Source organism: Chryseobacterium sp. ERMR1:04 (genome assembly GCF_001297705.1).
Lineage (GTDB): Bacteria > Bacteroidota > Bacteroidia > Flavobacteriales > Weeksellaceae > Chryseobacterium.
Window position 1 is genome coordinate 1,273,550 of record NZ_LIRF01000003.1, and the last position, 20,356, is coordinate 1,293,905.

General features: G+C 33.7%; 24 protein-coding genes. 2 read left to right on the plus strand and 22 right to left on the minus strand.

Annotation, left to right across the window (positions count from 1 at the left end; genetic code table 11):
- The first annotated feature begins 131 nt into the window (after window positions 1–131).
- On the plus strand, window positions 132–803 hold the full coding sequence (locus AMQ68_RS05895) for a DUF4197 family protein (protein WP_054509649.1): 672 nt from the start codon (window positions 132–134) through the stop codon (window positions 801–803).
- 42 nt (window positions 804–845) lie between these two features.
- Entirely contained in the window at window positions 846–1,151 is a 306-nt protein-coding gene (locus AMQ68_RS05900; RefSeq protein ID WP_054509650.1) for a DUF493 family protein, read from the plus strand.
- 56 nt (window positions 1,152–1,207) lie between these two features.
- Here AMQ68_RS05900 and AMQ68_RS05905 read toward each other — a convergent pair whose 3' ends face one another.
- From AMQ68_RS05905 to AMQ68_RS06010, 22 genes are all read right to left on the minus strand, one after another.
- Window positions 1,208–1,558: an ArsC/Spx/MgsR family protein gene (locus AMQ68_RS05905; protein WP_054509651.1), complete on the minus strand. Its 351-nt coding sequence runs from the start codon at window positions 1,556–1,558 to the stop codon at window positions 1,208–1,210.
- Between the two features lie 87 nt (window positions 1,559–1,645).
- Window positions 1,646–2,260 (minus strand): deoxynucleoside kinase, encoded by a 615-nt coding sequence (locus AMQ68_RS05910; protein ID WP_054509652.1) that lies wholly within the window; start codon window positions 2,258–2,260, stop codon window positions 1,646–1,648.
- Between the two features lie 35 nt (window positions 2,261–2,295).
- Window positions 2,296–3,231 (minus strand): hypothetical protein, encoded by a 936-nt coding sequence (locus AMQ68_RS05915; RefSeq protein ID WP_054509653.1) that lies wholly within the window; start codon window positions 3,229–3,231, stop codon window positions 2,296–2,298.
- A 78-nt stretch (window positions 3,232–3,309) separates the two neighbouring features.
- Window positions 3,310–4,335 (minus strand): glutaminyl-peptide cyclotransferase, encoded by a 1,026-nt coding sequence (locus tag AMQ68_RS05920; RefSeq protein ID WP_054509654.1) that lies wholly within the window; start codon window positions 4,333–4,335, stop codon window positions 3,310–3,312.
- Window positions 4,336–4,482: 147 nt separating this feature from the next.
- Window positions 4,483–5,508 (minus strand): glutaminyl-peptide cyclotransferase, encoded by a 1,026-nt coding sequence (locus AMQ68_RS05925; protein ID WP_054509655.1) that lies wholly within the window; start codon window positions 5,506–5,508, stop codon window positions 4,483–4,485.
- A gap of 82 nt (window positions 5,509–5,590) precedes the next feature.
- Complete coding sequence (locus AMQ68_RS05930) at window positions 5,591–6,016, minus strand: SRPBCC domain-containing protein (protein WP_054509656.1); 426 nt, start codon at window positions 6,014–6,016, stop codon at window positions 5,591–5,593.
- Between the two features lie 18 nt (window positions 6,017–6,034).
- On the minus strand, window positions 6,035–7,645 hold the full coding sequence (locus tag AMQ68_RS05935; RefSeq protein WP_054509657.1) for a Na+/H+ antiporter: 1,611 nt from the start codon (window positions 7,643–7,645) through the stop codon (window positions 6,035–6,037).
- 167 nt (window positions 7,646–7,812) lie between these two features.
- On the minus strand, window positions 7,813–8,487 hold the full coding sequence (locus AMQ68_RS05940; protein WP_123905619.1) for a DUF2490 domain-containing protein: 675 nt from the start codon (window positions 8,485–8,487) through the stop codon (window positions 7,813–7,815).
- Between the two features lie 353 nt (window positions 8,488–8,840).
- Window positions 8,841–9,290 carry a VOC family protein gene (locus AMQ68_RS05945; RefSeq protein ID WP_054510038.1) on the minus strand — a complete coding sequence of 150 codons (450 nt, stop codon included), beginning with the start codon at window positions 9,288–9,290 and terminating at the stop codon, window positions 8,841–8,843.
- Between the two features lie 156 nt (window positions 9,291–9,446).
- Window positions 9,447–9,983 (minus strand): SRPBCC family protein, encoded by a 537-nt coding sequence (locus tag AMQ68_RS05950; RefSeq protein WP_054509658.1) that lies wholly within the window; start codon window positions 9,981–9,983, stop codon window positions 9,447–9,449.
- An 18-nt stretch (window positions 9,984–10,001) separates the two neighbouring features.
- The gene (locus tag AMQ68_RS05955) at window positions 10,002–10,373 is read right to left on the minus strand and encodes a VOC family protein (protein WP_054509659.1); all 372 of its coding nucleotides are present in this window, start codon (window positions 10,371–10,373) and stop codon (window positions 10,002–10,004) included.
- A gap of 9 nt (window positions 10,374–10,382) precedes the next feature.
- Window positions 10,383–10,784, minus strand: a complete 402-nt coding sequence (locus AMQ68_RS05960; RefSeq protein WP_054509660.1) for a hypothetical protein — start codon at window positions 10,782–10,784, stop codon at window positions 10,383–10,385.
- Window positions 10,785–10,786: 2 nt separating this feature from the next.
- Window positions 10,787–11,257: a hypothetical protein gene (locus AMQ68_RS05965; protein ID WP_054509661.1), complete on the minus strand. Its 471-nt coding sequence runs from the start codon at window positions 11,255–11,257 to the stop codon at window positions 10,787–10,789.
- Between the two features lie 15 nt (window positions 11,258–11,272).
- Window positions 11,273–11,803, minus strand: coding sequence for a hypothetical protein (locus AMQ68_RS05970; RefSeq protein WP_054509662.1), 531 nt, complete (start codon window positions 11,801–11,803; stop codon window positions 11,273–11,275).
- Window positions 11,804–11,807: 4 nt separating this feature from the next.
- On the minus strand, window positions 11,808–12,263 hold the full coding sequence (locus AMQ68_RS05975) for a DUF1569 domain-containing protein (protein WP_054509663.1): 456 nt from the start codon (window positions 12,261–12,263) through the stop codon (window positions 11,808–11,810).
- Window positions 12,264–12,436: 173 nt separating this feature from the next.
- Entirely contained in the window at window positions 12,437–13,645 is a 1,209-nt protein-coding gene (locus tag AMQ68_RS05980) for an ABC transporter permease (protein WP_054509664.1), read from the minus strand.
- A 2-nt stretch (window positions 13,646–13,647) separates the two neighbouring features.
- Window positions 13,648–14,604: an HlyD family secretion protein gene (locus tag AMQ68_RS05985; protein WP_054509665.1), complete on the minus strand. Its 957-nt coding sequence runs from the start codon at window positions 14,602–14,604 to the stop codon at window positions 13,648–13,650.
- 18 nt (window positions 14,605–14,622) lie between these two features.
- A complete protein-coding gene (locus tag AMQ68_RS05990; protein ID WP_054509666.1) occupies window positions 14,623–16,032 on the minus strand; it encodes a TolC family protein in 1,410 nt (469 codons plus the stop codon).
- Window positions 16,033–17,140: 1,108 nt separating this feature from the next.
- Window positions 17,141–17,629 carry a serine protease inhibitor ecotin gene (eco, locus tag AMQ68_RS05995; RefSeq protein ID WP_054509667.1) on the minus strand — a complete coding sequence of 163 codons (489 nt, stop codon included), beginning with the start codon at window positions 17,627–17,629 and terminating at the stop codon, window positions 17,141–17,143.
- Window positions 17,630–18,128: 499 nt separating this feature from the next.
- A complete protein-coding gene (locus AMQ68_RS06000) occupies window positions 18,129–18,635 on the minus strand; it encodes an ecotin family protein (protein WP_054510039.1) in 507 nt (168 codons plus the stop codon).
- A gap of 412 nt (window positions 18,636–19,047) precedes the next feature.
- Entirely contained in the window at window positions 19,048–19,536 is a 489-nt protein-coding gene (locus AMQ68_RS06005; protein ID WP_054510040.1) for an ecotin family protein, read from the minus strand.
- A 317-nt stretch (window positions 19,537–19,853) separates the two neighbouring features.
- On the minus strand, window positions 19,854–20,354 hold the full coding sequence (locus AMQ68_RS06010) for an ecotin family protein (protein WP_054510041.1): 501 nt from the start codon (window positions 20,352–20,354) through the stop codon (window positions 19,854–19,856).
- Window positions 20,355–20,356 lie beyond the last annotated feature (2 nt).

Here is a 20,356-nt window from a genome sequence, read left to right on the forward strand (position 1 = left end):
TCAATTGATTTTTTTTGATTTTTGGTTAAAATTTCCCCAAATAACTCTAATAAATTTAATATTTTGTTAAACAGATAATACTTATTAAATTTGGCTCAGAATTTGAAAATAATAACGATTAATAAAAATCAATGAAAAAATATATTATTGCTGCGGCTTTGCTCATCGGAACCGGCGCAATCATCAATACAACCCTGCAGTCTTGCACTACGTTAGCCACTACAGACCTTGGATTATCCGTTATTAAAAAGCTTTTACTTAATGGAATTAACAAAGGGATGGGAATTTATGGTAACAAAGATGCTTTCCTACAAAATAATATGGTAGACAAAGCGTTACCAAAAGAACTGAGAGATATTAATTCTACTTTAGAAAAAATAGCTCCTTCATTGGTTGCAAAAGAAAGAGACTATATCGCGCAGGCAGCTTCTTATACTGTAAACATTTCAAGGCCCATTTTAGAAAGTGCAGTGCATAGTCTGAATGCTCAGGATGTCAACAGAATTATTCAGGGAACTACAGCTACTCAAATCCTGAAAGAAAAAACTCAACAACAGCTTGTTGCTGCTATCATGCCTAAAGTTGAAGAACAGTTGAACCAATATGGTATTGTTAAAACAATCAACACCGCTTTATCAGGAAGCAATTTATTAGGTAGTTTATTAGGCGGAAATACTACCAATGTAAATTCAGGAGGTTTAAGCCAATTAGCTTCCGAACAGATGGTGAATGGAATCTTTAATATCATTGAAGATTACGAGCATCAGAACTCTAAGGCTCTTTTGGGACCTCTTGGAAAATAGAAAAAAATTCGTTATATTTATATATAAATTTAAAATTTGCAGATGGATATATTACAAGGGAATCAACACGCAAACCCCGATGAGTTTTACAACTCTCTAAGGGAAAAACTGGAAGATCATCATGATTTTCCGGAAGATTATTTATTTAAATTCATAATCCCGACCGATCAGTCTAAACTTACTGAAATTTACAGAGTTTTTGACGGAATTAAATTTACACTAGGAAACCGCGAAAGTAAAAATGGAAAATATACAGCCTGCAATATCAATGCATTTGTTTTAGATGCCCATCAGGTGGTTAAAATTTATAAAGAAGTCGCAAAAATAGAAGGCGTTATTCTTCTTTAAAAGTAAAAAAGTCAGCGTAAAGCTGACTTTTTTTATATCTTGATGGTATTTCAATATTACTTTTCGATAAAGAACTTCACATTATCAATTGGTCTTCCCAACATCGCCACAGAACCTTTTATTAAAATTGGTCTTTGGATTAATGATGGATTTTCAGATAAAATTTTGATCCATTCATCTTCTGAAAAATTCTTATTGGCAAAATTATCCATGTATAACTTTTCAGTCTTACGGATGATATGAAAAACACTCTGATTAAGCTTTTTCAAGACCGTTTTAATTTCTAAAATGCTTAGTGGATCTTCAGTCATATTGATGATCTCAAACGGCACTCCATTCTCATCCAAATACTCTAAAACAGCATTTGATTTTGAACAACTTCCATTATGTAAAACCTTAACTAACATTTTTATTGTATTTAAAAATTAAACTTGAGTCTATCAAATGTAGTAACAAATAAAGTTACATGAGTCTTAATTATTGATAAATTAATGTTAAAACAACCCATGAAGCTCTGCCTCTATCTTTTCTAAGATAAATCCGAAATCTTCCGGTTTTTCAACAAAATCTAAATTATCTACATCAATAATTAAAAGCTTTCCTTCTGTGTAATTAGAAATCCATTTTTCGTATTTCTGATTTAATTTGGAAAGGTATTCAATACTGATTGATGCTTCATATTCTCTTCCTCTTTTGTATATTTTTTTCACCAAATTCGGAACATCAGATTTTAAGTAAATCAATATATCCGGGGCAGAAACAAAAGCTTTCATCAAATTGAAAACAGAAATATAATTATTAAAATCTCTGTCCGAAAGAAGCTTCATATCATTTAAGTTTTCTGCAAAAATGTGTGCATCTTCATAGATCGTACGATCCTGGATAATGTTTTTGCCACTCTCTCTAATTTCTTTTACCTGACGGAATCTACTTCCTAAAAAATAGATCTGTAACGCAAAACTCCATTTGCTCATATCAGCGTAAAAATCCTCCAGATAAGGATTGTGATCTACATCTTCAAATTGCGCATCCCATCCATAATGCTTTGAAAGCAATGTCGTTAATGTAGTTTTTCCAGCGCCAATGTTTCCTGTAACTGCAATATGCATATTTTCCCTTAATGTTTTACTGATTAATTGCTTCACTAAATTCCAAACTTCTGAACTTCAGAAATTTCATTGATGAGTTTCTGTAAATTCTCTCCTGCAGGTTGCTCAGAAGATCCTTCTTTAGACTTTTCCTCAATGGTATCTACGGTTTTTTCTGTAGTTTTCTGCTTCGGTTCAGGTTCTGTTTGTAGCTTAGTTTCTTTACTTTTTTCGATGTTGTAAAGATAAAGGTTGTTGGCTTTTATTTCAAAATAAGAAAGGGTATTTTTATCCACAATTTGCGCATCCGGATCTTCAAAAAGTTTTACCATTCCCTTTTCCGGAATATATTTTACGATTGAGTTATTGGTAATCACCAAAATAAATTCATTCTCACGTCTGAAACGCTTTCCGTTTTCAATAGGAGCTTCAAATATTTTTTCGAATTTTAAAGAATAGACTCTAATATTTTTTCTTGTTAAAATATACACCTTATTTTCAAAAACAATCAGGTCCATCAAGTCATCAAAACTGGCATCAAAAGGATAGGAATTGATGGTGGTTTCATTCCTGAAATTATATTGAATCAATCTTTTCATGCTATCATCCAACAACCATAATTGCTGAAGATCTTCTGCATACGCCATTCTGATAAACCCAAATTTCTGTTTAAAATCTACTTTTTGAATATCATTAAGGTTTTGATCTACAAACTTCATTTCCTGAGCGTTTTCTGAAAAGAAAGCAATACTTAAAGGATTCTGAACATTCTGAACTTTAAACGGAACCGTAAACATCATTTTACCAAGCTGCTTCCCCAAAGAATCATATTTTGTAAAACTGAAATCTTTGTTTTTATAGATGTATAGATTTCCATAATCATCGGCAAGCATATCTTTCGCTTCCTTCAACTTCAAGGTATCAAAGGGAATAGATTTCTGTGCAGAGAATGAACAGAACAAAAGGATCAATAATAGGTTTAATAATTTCAAAAGTTCTTTTTTCTAAGATAATTTTTTGTGGACACTACCAATTTACATACTTTATTGTAATCAAATTGAAATAGTTGCTTATTTAATCGCAACTTCATAAATTTTAGACCACTTCTTCCCTGTTACCAGCATATGATCACCTTTAAAAGCAATACCGTTTAAAACACTTTCGCTGTCATTTTTGGTATTCTCTTCCGTGATTTTTGTAAAGTCGAATTTCCCGACTGTTTCTCCGGTTACAGGATTTATTTTTAAGATAATCGGTTTATGCCAAACATTGGCGTAGATAAATCCATTGTGATATTCCAGTTCATTGATCTGATTGTAAATATCTTTATATCCACCAACAGGAACGGTTTTCACTACTTTCGAAGGATCATTAACATCTAAAAAATACAGATTATTTGACCCATCATCAGCAATAAGGTTTTTCCCGTCATAGGTAAGTCCCCAACCTTCTGCAAATTCACCAGGCAAAGGAAACTCTGATATTTTCTTTAAGGTATTTTTATCGTACACGAAGCCTATTTTATTCTGATAAGTCAACTGATAAATTTTATCACCAACGATAGCGCAGCCTTCTGAAAAGATATCGGCAGGCTGTTTTTCTGTAATAATGGGCGTTGTAGTTCCCAATGTATATTTTATCAACTGAGAAGCATTCGCTAGCCCATCACTTTCATAAATAGTATTGCCTTCGATAAGAAATCCTTCAACAAAATTATTAGGATCATGAGGATATTCTTTTATAATCTCGTAAGAGATATTTTGCTCGGGAGTTTTCGTAAATACATTAATGGTAGCATCTTGGTTCAATATTTTGCCATTTTTTGTTTTAATGGTAAAAGTAACCTCATTATCTCCGAATGTAAAAAATTTGGGATCAATCGTCAGGTTAGACGCTTCCTTATCACCGAAGCTGATGCTAATACTTTCCGCATTCTCGGTAACATCTTTTGGAAGCTCCAGTTTATCACCAAAATGATATCCTTTAGTTTCCATTGAGTTATTATAATCACTTAAACTCCCCAATATTTCCTTGTCTTTATTACAAGAAATTAATGACAAAATCGCTGCAAAACCAATTATTATATTTCTTTTCATCGATGCTTTAAATATGTTCCAAAAATAGGGAATTTATTGCTTAAATTAGGTTTTGGCTAAAGCTGATTTGACTGTTGTTATATAAAAAAACGGGCTAAAGCCCGTTTCTATTGATCTGTTTAAGATCTTATTTTATTTTGTATCCATTTACTTTATAGCAACTTCATAAATTTTAGGCCAGTTCTTTCCTGTCACCAACATATTTTCACCTTTAAAAGCAATTCCGTTTAATACATCATCGCTTCCTTTCGTGTTTTGTTTTGCGATATCTGAGAAATCAAATGTTCCAACGACTTCTCCATTGGCAGGATTAATCTTTAAAATAATTGGTTTTTGCCAAACGTTAGCGTAAATAAATCCGTTGTGATATTCCAGTTCATTCAATTGATCATATGCCTGAGAACTTCCTGCAACAGCAATGTATTTCACCAATTTTGTAGGATCTTTAGGGTCTAGGAAATACAACAATTTACTTCCGTCTGATGCAATAAGGCTTGTCCCGTCGTACGTTAATCCCCAACCTTCTCCTAATACATTTGGATACGCAAAACTGGATAATAGCTTTAAAGAATTTTTATCATAAATGTATCCTTTTTTGCTCTGCCAAGTCAGTTGATATACTTTATCACCCACAATCGTACTTCCTTCAGAGAAATCTTCCGGAGCCTGTTTTGTAGAAGCAAGAGGCGTGGTAGTTCCCAACGTATATTTTAAAATCTGTGAAGAACCGTTTTGTCCGTCACTTTCATAAATTGTATTTCCTTCTACCTGAAAACCCTGTACAAAGTTTTTAGGATCATGAGGATATTCTGCTACGATTTGATAGGCTATTTTTTTCTCAGGACTCTTAGCAAAAACATTGATCGTTGCATCCTGATTCAGCGTTTCACCGCCTTTTGTTTTGATATTAAAAGTTACTGCATTATCTCCTAAGGTAAAAAATTTAGGATCTATCGTCAGGTTTGAAGTTTCTTTATCTCCGAAGCTGATGCTAACACTTTCTGCATTTTCTGCAACATCTTTGGGAAGCTCTAGTTTATCACCAAAATGATACCCTTTGCTTTCCATAGAATTGTTGTAATCATTTAAAGAGTCAAGAATTTTTTTGTCATTATTACCACAAGATGCCAATAACAAAATCGCTGCAAAACCCGCAATTATATTTTTTTTCATTGAATTTTTAAATATTTCCCCAAAAATAGCAAATTTTATTCCGCTTTACTAATGGGCTCGCCAAATTATATATCCCTGAAACCTATTTCTCCAGATATTGTCTTAAACTCTGTCCGATAATTCCGTTCCAGCCTTCTGTAAAACTTTCTCGTGAAAAATTCTCGCCAAACTCTTTGAAATTATCTATATTTTCATGAATTAAGGTAACAATCGTTTCTCCATCAGCAGGTTGAATTTCCCAATTCACAGTAGTTTTCTCATTTGAAAATTCAGGATAAGACCAAGAATGTTTTAATTTCTGATGAGAAATAATTTCTAAAATTTCGCCTTGATGATGGTATTTTTTCTCATCTCCGGGTTCGTAGAAATTAAACTGTTTTCCAACTTCCAATTCAAAATCCGGTATATCAAAATACCAGTTTTTCATCTCGTTTTTATTCGTTAATGCTTTCCATACTTTTTCAATAGGAGCATTGATTTTAAACTGAACGGTGATGGGTGTATCCATTTTATTTTAATTTTTCATTTAATGGGCAAATCCTGTGATCTTTGCTTCATCAAAATCCAATTGCATTTCAATGGTTCGCATCACATGATCATCAAATATTTTTTCACGTTTCATACGGTGAAGTTCATTTCTCTGCGCCTGAATGATCTGTCTTAACACATCTTTATTTTCATTCATCGCCGTCACATAATCTCCTGTAGAAGCCATACAATTGGCTTTATCGGTCATCATCATCATTTCATTTTCCAGTTTATGTTTTTGATGACGTACCAAGCTGTTTGTTTCTGCCAATTCTGAAAAATCATTATCTAATTTATGCAAAGCCGTTTCTTTTAATTTTTTCATTAAAATAACTTCCTGTTTTTCTTCAGGCAGCTCACTTCCGGCATCGCTTATTTTTAATAATTTTAAAATGGGTGACAATAACAATCCTTGTCCGACTAACGTAATTAATATAATAACGAAAGTTACGAACAAAATGATATTTCGATGCGGAAATGCGTCTCCATTTGGTAAAAATGCAGGAATTGAAAGCGCTGCTGCCAAGGAAACTACGCCTCGCATTGCTGCAAAACTGATGATAAAAGGTTCCTTCCAATCGGGTTTGGGGACTTTTACCCTTAGCTCTTTCGAACAAATTCTTGGAAAATACATTAAGGCATAACTGTAGATAATTCTTGTTAAAACAATCGCTCCACCAATCACAACACTGTAAAAAATACCTTCTGAAATGGTATAATCTTTCATCGCTGCCACCACAACCGGTAATTCAAGTCCGATAAGAATGAAAATAATGGTATTCATCAGGAAAATCAGCACGCTCCAGACATTTCCAGACTGAATTCTTGAAGTATGACTTAAGTAACAATGCGAGTTATAAGACATCAATAAACCGCCAGTAACAACCGCCAATACACCTGAAAAATGGAAATGCTCTGCCCCAACATACATGATGTAAGGAACGATCAAGGTAATCACTGTATCAATATTAGAATTGGAAGGAATATGTTTTAGTAAAGCTCCAAAAAGGAAGCCCACTCCTACTCCTACCGCAATTCCTCCGATTGCCATGGTAAAGAAATCCTGCACCGCATCTTTGAAGATAAATTGCCCTGAAATTACTGCTGCTAAGGCAAATTTAAATACAATTAAACTTGATGCATCATTAATCAAACTTTCTCCTTCCAAGATACTTGTGATCTTTTTAGGAATTTTCATGTGCTTTAAAACAGAAGTTGCTGCCACGGCATCAGGTGGAGAATTCACTCCTCCCAATAAGAATCCCATTGCTACTGTTAACCCAGGAATTATTGATGAAGAAAGATAGGCAACCACGATTGAGGTAAGAAAAACCAATCCGAAAGCCATAGAAAAAATCTGCTTTCTCCATTTATGAAAATCCTGCCATGACGTGAACCATGCGGCTTCAAATAAAATTGGAGGCAGGAAGATCAGGAAAACCAAATCCGGCTCTATTTCAATATGCGGCATTCCCGGAATAAGGCTTATCAGTAAACCTGCAATTACTAAAAAGATGGGATAAGCCACTCTTAGTTTTTGTCCGATCATAACCAATATCATCACAGATAATAAGACTGCGATTGATATGATAACGTAGGTGTGAATCATTTATTGATGTGTTTTTTTATTGTTATTTTTTACTTTTTTATTCCCGCTAATCTTTCATTACTTTCTATGTATAAACAGCTGCTAAATTTTTCTGATCTGTAAAAAGCTTATTTTTAAATTTAAAAAATGATGTTTAAGTTCAATGATTAGGCAATATCACCGTTCTTTTAATCCTTAGTAAACGGAATATTGTTATAAAAACCAATTTGAATCTGTCCGCGGTTTTTGTTTTCCTGAATCTGATTCATATAACCTGCTTCAATTCTCATATTTTTATTGATAACATACCCTAACGCTCCATAGACTCTATTTCTATCGAAAGTGGGACTGTTTAAATTTAGGAAAATCTCATTATATACTGAACCATAAAAAGTTTTCGGCAGCATTTCTTTGTTATTGATCGGGATATTTACTCCTAACATATAACGGAATCTCATTCTAAAATCATCTGCCAAAAAGCGTTCTTCCAAACGGTAACGGTGCTGAAGGTAAAATCTTCCGAATTTCTGTTTTGTGATATACTGCTGGAAAATTCGGTGTTCTATATTTTCCTTTTTTTCTCCATTTACATAAGGCTGGCTCAAAATAAAACCATATCCCAACAAAACATTGTTATTATTTTCAGTTAAATCATATCCGATTCCGGTACGAATTAAAAGCTGTTCTAAATCTCCAATCCCATCAAAATTACGATACTGGATCTCATTATGAAAGTTTAATTTTTTACTAATTTTATTGTTTCCAAAATACATGTACCAAGCTCCCAAATCGTTTTTCTGCGCAAAGGAGAATGTTGCTGTTAATGAGAAAATGGCCAATGCCATCGACTTTAAAATCTTCATAATCTTATTCTTTTACATTTACTTTAAGAAAAAAACTTTATTATTAAAATCTATCGTTTTTTTAAAAGTTATTTCAATTATCAATAATAAGCAAAAAAATATTTTATGAAAATTTATCTTTTTAGTTTAGAAGTTTATTAAAATCACCGTGTTGAAATTTCTTCAACAAGCCAATATTTTTATGCTTGATCAAAATAGGTACAGCTCATCAGGTTTAAAGCATTAAGTTATATTGTACTAAGCCTTAAATCAAAATTTAGAATTTTTTGGGATGCACATGTATTATAAAATAAAAACCGACAGAACGATCTGCCGGTTAGTTTTATGTATGCTTCATATACAAAATATGAATATTATGGATGCTGTTGCATTTTTGCAGGATCGTCATAATTTACCATCCAGTTGATCTCAAATTTATCGGTAAACATTCCAAAATAAGCTCCCCAGAACGTATCTGCTAATGGCATGGTTACTTGTCCGCCAACAGAAAGTCCGTTGAATAATTTCTCTGCTTCCTCTTTTGAATCTGCATTGATGGAAATTGAGAAATTGTTTCCCGCTTTGTAGTGAGAAGCCCACTCGCCACCTGTATCGCTTCCCATTAAAATTGTTTCTTTAGAAATAGGAAGAGAAACGTGCATGATCTTGTTTTTATCTTCCTCAGGAGTTTCTTTACCTTCCGTGGGAGGCATTTCTCCGAAAGTTCCAATGTAAGGATATTCTCCTCCGAAAACGGATTTGTAGAAATCAAATGCTTCTTTACAATTTCCGTTAAATGTTAAATAAACGTTTACTGATGCCATACTGTGTTTGTTTTTTAAATTATAGTTTAATTTTTTTTTAAACACGAATAGCACTAATATTTTAAGCACTAATATTCACAAATAAAATTAGTATCATTTATGAAAAGAATTTGTGTTATTCGTGTTTAAATATTTTATTTTGATTTAAGCTAAAACCTATGGTTTTTCAGACATTTCTTTTAGTCGAGAAAGTCCTTTTTGATAATCCTTTCCTATTGCCTCTTCCATTTTCATAAACATTTTCATCACGGTAAAAGGATACGGAATTTTTGAAGTAAATCCCCAAGTTGCTTTGCTTCCATTTCCTTCCGGAACAACGGTTACATATGCATGAGCTTCACTTTCGTAAGGCGTTAAGAATTTAATATCCGTGTCTATCCTTTTATTTACAGCATCTATTTTTATGACTTCCTGACATCCGTTTCCTGCTTCTTTGCTTTCCCAACACACTTTTTCACCGGGTTGCCCTGTAGTCCCTATCCAATCTTTTTTCATTCCGGGATCCAAATCATTCCAAGGGCTCCATTCATCCATTCCTCTTAAAGTATTGGTATTTTGCCATACTTTTTCAACGGGAGCATTGATAGAAATTGATTTTTCGTAATTACAGTCACCTGAAATAAAAGCCGCTATGATCAGCCAAAAGATCAGGATCGAGGCCATGACTATTGCAACTCCTTTTAAAATTTTCATATCATTTGTTGTTTATGTTTATCTGTGTTGGTCTATTAAAATCATATTTCCATCGGGATCTTTAAGGAAAATATGTTCAGGACCGGAAGTTGTTTCTTCCGCTTCTTTCTCCAGCTGAACGCCATTCTCTTTTAAATGTTTCTGAATTTCACGAACATCATCAAAAGATTCCAGGTTCTGGGCATTTTGATCCCATCCCGGATTAAAAGTAAGCATATTGCCATCAAACATGGCCTGAAACAAGCCAATTAAATGGCCGTCATTTTTCATGATAAGATAATTCTGTTCAATAGCTCCTGCCATAACGCTGAAACCTAATTTTTCATAAAAATCTTTAGACTTCTGAAGATCTTTTACACTTAAACTTATTGAAAATGCACCTAATTTCATATGTAGATTTTATTGTTTTTTATTTAAAGCTAATTTATATCCTGCTAACACCAATCCCCAAACAGCTATTCCAAGGATCCAAAACCAAATTGGGGTCGGGAGAATATACATCATATAAATACCTTGAAGCAGAAAAATAATTCCACAGATCATGGCATACATTTTCTTACCGTCACCAGCAATTTTTGTAGAAGAAAATCCGGCTACAAAAGCTCCCAACGCATATCCCAGAATCACAAAAAGCAGCGCCATCAAAGGTGCCGTTTCTACGTACTGCTTCAAAGCTTCCATATCATTGTCTTTTATTCCCGCAGGCCGTGGAAATAAATAATTTCCTAATTTTTCAACAATGGTGATGGTGATAACGCCAAAGAAAAGCCCTCCAAGAACGGCTAAAATTCTTTTAATCATGTTTAATGATTTTGTAAACGGGTCTTAAAATCTAATGTTCCGTCATAACTTTTCCAATCACCAACGAATTCGATGTCCTGAGCTTCTATCTTTTCAGTTGTTTTATTCCATTTGAAAGTATACACAAATTTACCTCTGAAAACTCCGGAATGTTTCCCTTTGTTTTCTTCAGCAAACTCATATTCACCATACATCGTGCTTTTTTTCTTACCGTCTTTGTATTTGGTAATTTTTAAGCTGCCTTCAAGTTTTGCGTAGGTTTTGTCTACCAGAGAATATCCCGAAACAAAATATTCCTGATCATTTTTATTGTTCTGTTCTGAAGTATTGATCTTCAGTTTAATTTCCTGCTTCTTATTCCCAATAGTTCCCGTATAAGGTTTGCTATTATTCAACCAAACATTAGAAATATTGGGCATTTGTGCCAATGCGAAATTAGAAACCAGAATGAGGAGTAATAAAAGCTTTTTCATGTGTGTATTTGAGTTTTATTTAAATATTATTTTAGAAATATTTGTAGGAGTATAGTTTGCCCACCAAACGTCAAAATCTAAATTTCCAGTATAATTTTTCCACTTTCCTTTAAAAGTGATTGTTGAAAAATTTTCATTTAATGGTTTTAAATCTTTATTGATCTGCATTCTAAATTTACCTTTAAATATACCGGAATGCTCTCCTGATTTATTTTCAATCAAATTAAAATCTCCAAAAACAAGCATCTTGTCAGGGCTATCCCTTACATCATATTTTTCAGTGAAAATCATTTCTCCTAAAAACTTTGCCTGATTACCTTCTACTTCAGTGAGTCCGGAAACAAAGTACATGTTAGGTTTATCTGGATTTTTAACAATATTTTCAAACTTTAATTTAAAAGGACTTTCTTTTGATATTTCCCCCTCAAAATATATTTGCTTATTTAAAACAATCTGACTAAAATCTTCATTTTTTAAAGGAAATTCTTTAGCCTGTCCGAAAATAATTGTAGAAGCAAATAATAAAAACAGCAAATATTTCTTCATACGATTAAACCCCGAATTGCGACAAATGGTGATTCAAATGTTTGGCAAACATATTATTCCATTCGTCAGAATTTAATTTTCCGAAAGAGAAAGATTCTTTTCCATCAAAAGCTGAAGATCCTAATTGCTGCGTTTTTTGAATAAAGCCAATCAGTCTTTTCTTTTCCTCATCAAAGTTCTTTCTTCCTGTTACCAAAAACTGTGGAGAAGTAGGCGAATCTCTTGGATATGCCTTGTCACCAACCACCTTAGGCTTCACAAATCTTTTTAAAATAAATTTTGCAATTGATCCCGGTTTCTTATGCTTTTCAGGTTCATACACCATTTCGTATGTGATACAACAGTGCGCCAACATTTGATCTACCGTCATCTTTCCCCAAAGCCCATGAGTATCCTCAATCAACTTATTTATTCTATCAATGTAATTCTGAGCATCTTTTACGTCAAATACGTTTTCCATCTTTCTCTAATTGTTAAAAAACAAATATATCAGTTTTTTTTCTCATTTTACACGCATTTGAAAAAAGGAATTAAGCAACTGCTTAATAAGAAATAGCAGCCAAAGCATCACTAGTCATAAACTACTGATAATGAGTATTAAATCGATAAATTTTAAGTTTTTCCTACAATAAATTATTGTTCGAAATCTTCATCAGAACCCTCTTTATTTTCTACTTCGGGTTTTACATATCTGAATGTTAACCATAATTTAATTTTAAGAGCAATCCAGCCTAAAACAGCATAGACAATAAGAAGAACCAACAGATGGTTTAAATAGGGATAAGTAAGTTCCACAGAGCCTTTTTGAATGAGTAAAATTTTAAAAGCCTGTAAGAATGGGGTTAAAGGAATAATATTCGCAAGAAACTGAACAAAAGTAGGCATTGCACTCAATGGCCATGTAAATCCGCTAATGATAAATGCAGGAGATGCAATAACCATCAGGATTTGAGTTGCTTTCAACGCATCAGGAATTAAAATACTGATCAAAACTCCCAAAAATGAAGCTGAACCTACAAAAACGGCGGTCAGCATGATAAAATTGAATATTCCTTCCGGCATCGGGACCCTGAAAATCATGTGCATGAAATAATAAATACCAACAATAAGAATTGAAAACACCCAAATCGGAAGTACTTTAATCAACATTGTTGGGAACGCCCATTTTCTCATCTTAAAGTATTCTTTAACGAAAGATCCACCCTGAAACTCTGCTGCAAAACTTACCGCCATTGCCAATAAAATAACCTGCTGTAAAACCACTGCCAACATGGCCGGCCACATAAAGATCAAATAATTACTGGTGGTATTGAAAAGGGTAATATAATTGGCTTTAAAAGGTTCGTATTGTGTTGCTGCTTTTGAAGCTGGCATTCCGGCTTTTTGAAGGGCTTTCATGGCAACTCCTGCTGAGAATGTCCCAATGGTCAACTGAAGTCCTTTAGTCGCGAAATTGGCCGTTAAAACGTTTCCTGTGTTGATGTAAATATTGACTTCAGGGTATTTCTTCTGCAGCATGTTGCCTTCAAATTTTGAAGGAATGATCACTACCGCAGCGGCTTCATATTTGATGACCTCATCTTTAATACTGAACGGCTCCTGTAAATATCGGATGACTTTAATACTTTTATTGTCTTCCAACATTTCTGTTAATTGGTTTGATAATGGCGTATTATCTCTATCAATGACCAATACAGGTGTATTTTCAACTTTTCCGCTTTTGTATACGAAACCCAATAATGTGGCATAGAAAACCGGCGCCAGAAAGAAAACGGTTCTTAATGTCGAATTGCCGATAAACAGCTTGAATTCTCGTTTTAAAAGTCGGAAAAATTCTTTCATAATTATTTCAGGATAACATTAGCATTTACCAGAATATTTTTAGCTTTATTCATATCCTTTGGTTTCACTTTTATTTCATAGATCGCGTCCTGCAATTGATAATCGGGATAAGCCGTTGTAATATCTGCATATCTTGTCAGCTGCTTGATGTAAACAATGGTTCCTTCTATATTTTCTTTATTGTAAACAACCTGCATATTCACAGCCTGCCCTTTTTTATATTTTGCAATTTTACTTTCGGGAACGGTAAATCTGAAATACGTACTTTCAGGAATATACCCATTGAACAAAGCAAAACCAGCGGTCGCCAATTCTCCTGCATTCAAACTAATCGTTTCAATTTCCATATCATTGGTGGCGATGATGTATCTTTCAGAATACGCCACATTGGCTTCCTGTAAAGCCCCTTTTGCCTGTGAAGCCTGTCCGGCAGCCATTTCTACTTTTTCAAAACGGGTTCCTCTTTTTACATCATCCAATTCCGCAACTACGGCATCATATTGTGCTTTTGCACCCTGCATTTTAGCATATACCTCATCATAAGCCTGTGGAGACATCAAACTGTCACGATACATATTGGAAGCTCTTTTAAAAGATTTCTGGGCAAAATCATATTGCTCTTTTAAACCTTTATATTTAGCCTGTAACTGTTTCATCTGGTCTGCCGTAGCCCCATTTTTTGCCATTTGCTCCTGAGCTGTTGCTGCACTTACCGCGCCTTGAGCCTGAGCAATTTTAGCAGAAACTTCAGGAATATCCAGTAAAGCCAAGGTATCACCTTTTTTTACGGTTTGCCCTTCTGTAACATATATTTTCACAATTCTACCCGTCACTTTCGGAACAAAAGAAATGACATCTTTTTTGGTTTTACCTTCCGAATCATTGAGGTTTTCTTTTTTTGCATCACAGCTTCCCAATAAAAACAGAATTACAAATAAGAGAGATATATTTTTTTGCATCATTTTACTATTAAGGGGTTAATAAAGTCTGGTAATATCCAATTCCTGAGTAGACCTCATCAATTCTATTCCTGCTCTTCTCTGGTTGAAGATCGTATTTTGATATTCTAGTTCAGCAGCTTCAAGATCACTTTCAGCTTCTATGAGTTGAGATGATTTGCTGATTCCGTATCTGAATTCTTTTTCGGCCTGAACCAATGCATTTTTTGCCAATTCTTTCTGCTTACTTTTCAGAGCAATCTGTGCCGTTGCGATATCATAATTGGTTTGATTGTTGGCTAAATTCAACGTCAGTTTTTTAAGCGCATCTTCTTTTTTATTCAAGAGAACTTCTTTCCCAATTCGGGCAGTTTCTTCGGCGTGTTTTCCTTCTCTTCCATCGAAAATCTCCCATTTAAATCCAACCCCTGCCGTAAACAAAGGAAGAATATTGATATTGGTTGGTCGCCAATCTAATTTGGCTCCTTCATAACCGATTGCAGGAACGGCAGGAATTACATTTTCAGAAGTTTTAATTCTGCTTCCATACAACCCGATATAATAAGCAGAAGCCATTAACTGAACCTTTGGAATCATCCAGGTTCTTTCGGCTTTTATTTTATAATCTGCAGCAACAATTCCGTGTTCTAAGGCACGCACTTCTGCTCTTTTTTCAATTCCGTTTTCGGGGGTTAGTAACTCAACCTGAGAAAGAACAGGTTCTATCATTCTCAGGCGTTCTTTTTGAATTCCTGTTAATATGAACAATTGGGTGAGAAGCAATTCTTTTTTCCCTTCATATTCCACGACTTTTGCATCTAAAGTTGCCTGAGCCAGTTCTATTTTCTTGTGATCATAAGGAGTTATCAAACCGTAACCTAATGCTTTATCTGCTGTTTTACGATTGATATCCAATCTTTTTTTACTTTCATCCAACACTCTTTTAGACTGATGAACTAATGCCAACTGATCATACGCTTTGGAAATAGTCGCCACTACTTCATCTTTGGTTTTCTCTAATAAAATATCTTCAGACATTTTTTTCTCTTCAATCGCCTTCTTTAAATATTTCACTTTACCTCCTGAATACAAAAGCATTTTTGCCTCTGTTTTTGCAATTCCTGAGAAACCGGATATATTTAAATTATTATTAAAACTTCCTTCCGGAATACGAATAAAAGGAGCGAGATTAATTTCCGGAGAGGTAAGGCGAGCTGTAGCATTAATGTAGCCAACTTGTCCGCTAACTTCCAGTGTTGGAAGAAAGATATCTTTAAGTTTATGCTCGTCAAGATCGGTCAGTTTATTTTGAGTAATCTGCATTTTAAGATCCGAATCCCGAACCATCGCACTGTCTAAAAGTTCTTTAAACTCGGGCGCAGATTGTGCCCAACCAACAGTTGGAAGGAGAAAAAAACCGAGCGTAAAAATCAATAAATTGCTTTTCATGGTTCATGTTTACAACAAATATAATGCAAAAATATCTTATATCCCCCTAAAACACTCACTAAATGGTGAGTTTAAAAGAAGTTTAAATTCCGTTTAACACAAATCCTTTATTCATAGTTGTTTCAGAAGAATCGTTTAACTGAAATTTAATCTTTGTTTTAATTGAAAAAATTCTTTGGATTCATTTATTTTGAATATTTTTTTAACGCAAAGTCATTTCAATCAGCAATATTATTCACTGTTTTTTATCATTCAGAGCGAAATACAGTGGAGCCTGGAATCTAAATCTACTTTAATAATACGGTTGAGATTCTTCCAGAAAGACAAAGTGATGTTATGGTTTTCTTTATTATTTTATTTGAGATTGCTTCGCTCCTCGCAATGAATGGAATTGGTAATGGTGACGAATACCCTACCCAGATATTCTATGTTAATTTACATTTTTTTAGGTTAAAAATTAGATTCATTGACTTGTAATAAGTAGTTCATCTCTTGTAAAGCTAAGAAGTCTAAAAAATGAAATGTTAAAATATAATTTTCTAAGTATTAAAGCAAACCTAACAGGTTTTCGAAACCTGTTAGGTTTAGACATGATGAATGCTGTGAATAAATAGCTTACTCCTTTTATCAAACAATAAGCAGTGAATCTGTCATTCTAAATGGAATGTAATAGAGTGAAGAATCTCTATCCCATTTTTTGAATTTCGATGTTGAGATCCTTCCAGGATGACAAACTTCATAATGATCGTGACTGTTGAAAAGAAAGACAAAACCCTTAGCCCAGATTGGAGCGACATCCTTTTTTGTTGCGGCCGGAGCGAAGCGGAGGTCGTAACAAAAAAGATATAGCGGAAAGCTGGAAATAGCTCCTAAAAATAAAAAAGTGAGAGTGTTGGAGGGTTTGAGAGTTGGAGCGTGGATGGTGAGAGGAGTAAGAGTTGATAGCTGGAAATAGCTCTTGAAAAATAAGTAATGAGCAATTGGTAATGAGTAATTAAATGAAGGCATTTTTCTCTCGCAGATTATGGAGATTACGCAGATTTTTATGGTTTATAAAAACAAAACTCCCCACGAAAATGTGAGGAGTTGATATGTAAATTGTTCAAGTTTATTTTTGAACGGCTTTCTTTATTGTAGCGTCTGGACGCAAAATTCTGTAACGAACCTCCAAGTCTTTCGGAACATAAAATACCAATGGTAATTTGCTGTTGTATCTTACGATTTCCGGCTGAATGTAAACGAATTTTTTCGTCTTTTTCTGATCTGGGCAACCCATTAATGTACTCGCTACTTCTCCTTTAGATTCTACATCATAATAGTTGTAGCCCCAACCCTGAAGGTCTTGAGATTTTACATTTCCCATCAAAAACTGATTGTTACAATCCATCATTTTTTCAGTCCCTACAAAAAACTCTACTTTTAGATCGTTTTCGTTTTTAGCAATCGGAAGCTGAATGTATACCTGCTTATACCCCTCTTTTGCCTTAGGGAACATTTCAATCTGTAGTTTTTCAAATTTGTCAGCTTTCTTTTGTGCAAAAGCATTTACACCGATCAACATCACTAACCCTGTCATTACTGTTTTTGAAAATTTCATTTCGTTTTATTTTATTTTAATATTCTTCTACTTGCTTATAGCCAAAAACTATTCCAAAGCCTTATTAGTATTGATTTTTTTGTGAATATTCATCTGCGATGCATAGTGGTTTTTGTGGGTTTGGATTTTATCTGATTTGTATCGGTTTTTATTGCTCTCGCGGATTTTGCAGATTTTTTATTTGGATGTCTTGTGAAACTAAAAACTCTTCACGAATTATAAGGAGTTGATTAGGGTTGGATTTTATCTGATTTGTGTAGGTTTTTATTGCTCTCGCGGATTTTGCAGATTACGCAGATTCTTAATTAGACGTTTTGTGAAACTAAAAACTCTTCACGAATTATAAGGAGTTGATTAGGGTTGGATTTTACCTGATTTGTGTAGGTTTTTATTGCTCTCGCGGATTTTGCAGATTACGCAGATTTTTAATTGGATGTTTTATGAAACTAAAAACTCCTCACGAATTGTAAGGAGTTTAGGATATATAATTAGGTCTATTTTATTTCTGATCGGCTTTTTCCATCGGAGCATCGGAACCTGAAATTCTGTAACGTACTTCCATAGATTTTGGAACATAAAGAACCAAAGGATATTTACTGCTGTAAGTCTTTATCTCTGGCTGAAAATAAACAAATTCTTCAGTCGCTGCCTGGCCACCGCATCCTCTGTTGGTCGTAAGCATAGAACCGTCAGATGCCACTTCATAATATTTATAACGTGATCCTTCCAAATTTTTAACTTTCACATTTCCTGTTAAGGAATGGCTATTGCAATCTACCATCGCATCATAACCTACGAAAAAATCAAATTTTAAATCCTTTCCCTTTTTATCCTTAGGTATTTGAATATAAAATTGCTTGTATCCCTCTTTAGCTTTTGGAAAAGCATCTATGTTTTCTTTTCCATCTGATCTTTTCATTTTGTATTGTTCTGTCTGGTTTTGTCCAAAAACAGTTACTCCTGCCAACAGGACTAATCCTGTAAGTGCTGTATTAAAATAATTCATTTTCATCATTTTGTTTGTCTATTCCGTTACACTCAAAAAGTATTCCAAAATATCAACATTCGGCTCTTATAATTCTTTAGTCTGAATTTAAAATTAAAAGTTGATTATGTATATTATTTTTGAATAATTTAAGGTTGGATTTTATCTGAGCTGTGCAAGTTTATATTGCTCTCGCGGATTTTTGCAGATTACGCAGATTTTTTATTTGGATATTTTGTAAAACTAAAACTCCTCATAGATTGTAAAGGGTTGATTATGTTTGAATAATTGTGGGTTAGATTTTATCTGACTTTTCTAAGTTTATATTGCTCTCACAGATTTTGCAGATTACGCAGATTTTTTATTTGGATGTTTTGGGAAACTAAAAACTCCTCACAAATTGCGAGGAGTTGGTTATGTATATTAGATTTATTTATTTCTGAATAGCTTTCTTCATGCTTCCATCTGGACGTAACACTTTATAACGTACTTCCATATCTTTTGGAACATAAAATACCAAAGGAGATCTGCTATTGTAAGAAGTTATCTGAGGTTGAAAAGAAACAAATTCTTTGGTCTTTGCTGCTTTTCCACATCCCATTTTGGTCGACATCATTTTTCCATCATACGTTACTTCATAATACGAATATCCCCAGCCCTCTAAATTCTTAGAATCTACATTTCCTACTAAAGTATGACGGTTACAGTCTACCAATGTTTCAATGCCTACAAAAAACTCAACTTTTAAATCTGATTCATTTTCTTCAATCGGAACCTGAATATATACTTGCTTATATCCTGGTTTGGCTTTTGGGTACATTTCTATATCAAGTTTTTCGTATTTGCCCGTTTTGTTTTGTGCAAAAGCTGTTACTCCTACCAACAGCACTAATCCTGTAATTACCGTTTTTAAAAAATTCATTTTTCTCATTTTGTTTATTTATTCGGTTATAGCCAAAAATCGTTCCAAATTTTAACGTTTGAAACTTTTCTATGCACATTCATCCGGAACATTTCATAAAATTAATCTCTGTGCATCATTTAGCTTATTTATTGAAATCCTTTGTATTATTTGGAGCTGATTCTTATAGAACAATAATTTCGATTCTATGGTAAAATTTAATTTTTCTCTCGCTGATTTTGCAGATTACGCAGATTTTTTAATTGGATGTTTCGTAAAACTAAAACTCCTCACAGATTGTGAGGAGTTTAGTCTATAATATAAAGCCTGTTTTATTTTTAGATAGCTTTCTTCATGTCGCCATCTGGACGTAAAATTCTATACCGTACTTCCATATCTTTTGGAACGTACAATACCACCGGTAATTTACTATTGTATCTCACAATCTCCGGCTGAAAAGAAACAAATTTCTTAGTTGCTTTTTGGCTACCACATCCCTTATTGGTTGTCAGCATTCCTCCATTATATTTTACTTCATAATACGAATAGCCCCAACCTTCTAAATTTTTAGATTCTATTTTTCCTGCTAAAGATTGATGATTACAATCAAACATTCCTTCAATACCTACAAAAAATTCAATCTTTAAATCTGATTCATTTTTATCAGTCGGTACCTGAATATAAACTTGCTTATAGCCTTCTTTAGCTTTTGGAAAAGCATCTATCTGTTCTTTTCCATCTGTCCTTTTCATTTTATATTGATCTGTCTTGTCTTGCGCAAAAGCAGTTACGCCTGCTAACAGAACCAATCCTGTAATTACTTTTTTAAAATAATTCATTT